1 pseudogene is annotated in these 1,178 nt (G+C 59.3%); it reads right to left on the minus strand.

Annotation, left to right across the window (positions count from 1 at the left end):
* Nucleotides 1-1,178: pseudogene (rhsB, locus tag RTW80_RS25675) on the minus strand (rhs element protein RhsB); the annotation flags it as partial.

Consider the following 1,178-nt stretch of genomic DNA (forward strand, 5'->3'; position numbering starts at 1 on the left):
GTGAGGCGGTCTGCTTCGTCATAGTGCCAGTGGGTGACCAGCCCCTCATCCTCGCTGCGGATAAGTTTGCCGGTCAGGTCGTGGTGATAACGCTGTGTGCGGCCGTCAAAGCCGGTTTCCTGTATCAGCCGGTCGAGTACATCGTAACGGAAGGTGGTGTGGCTGCCGTTTTCACTGGTCAGGCGGATGACCCGTCCGGCAGCATCGTATTCCATACTGCGCGTCAGCCCGCCCTGCGTGGTACGGACGGCCTTTCCCCACGCATCGTACTGTGTCCCGTTTCTGCTGCCGTCCGGGGCAATGACGGTGGTCAGGTCACCGGCGATGTTGTATTCATACCGCGTTTCATGGCCCTGCGTGTCTTTCACGGCAATTAACTGTCCACGGCTGTCGTATGCGCGGTACTGACTCAGCCCTTCCTCGCGGTGCACCGCCGTCATCTGCCCGAAGCGGTCATGGTCATAACGGGTTACATAACCGGAACAGTCGGTGAAGCTCAGCAACTGACCGTAACGGCTCCACGTCATGGTTTTCCGGCTGCCGGTGGCATCTTCCGTTGCGCAGGGTAAGTCACTGTGTGGATTATCATAACGGTAGCGGGTGATATCGCCGTCAGGGGCAGTTTCCTGAATCAGACGGCCCAATTCATCATATTCCCGGCGTATTTCCAGCCCGTCAGGCCCGGTGGCTGACGTTAACTGGCTGTGGTGGTTATAGTAAAACGCCGATGCCCTGCCATCCGGCGTGGTGATGCGCGTGATGAGGCCCGTCACCACATCCGGGCTGTACTCTGTTGTCCTGCCTGCCGTATCTGTCTGTGCCTTAAGCCTGCCCACCGCATCAAACTGACTCTGCGTGACGCTGCCGTCCGCGTGTTCCTTTTTCACCACCCGCTTCAGCCCGGCTTCGCCCTGCGTGTGCAGCACTTCACGGCGGTTCAGGCTGTCGGTGATGGTGATGCGGTCCTTCTCATACTGATACGTGTAACTTAAGCCTGCCGGGTTTAGCTGTTCTGTCACCCGCCCGTCGCTGTCGTAACGGTAACGGATTTCCGGCCGGCCCGTGTGACGGTGCGCCACCATCCGGCCCCGGTATTTATCATCGTAAGTAAAGCTGCGCACCTGTTTGCCACTACGGTCATACACCACCGCCAGTTCGCCGCGCGGCGTCCAGCCATA

It is taken from the genome of Escherichia sp. AM3 (assembly GCF_032029835.1).
In the GTDB taxonomy this organism is placed as follows: Bacteria; Pseudomonadota; Gammaproteobacteria; order Enterobacterales; family Enterobacteriaceae; genus Escherichia; species Escherichia coli.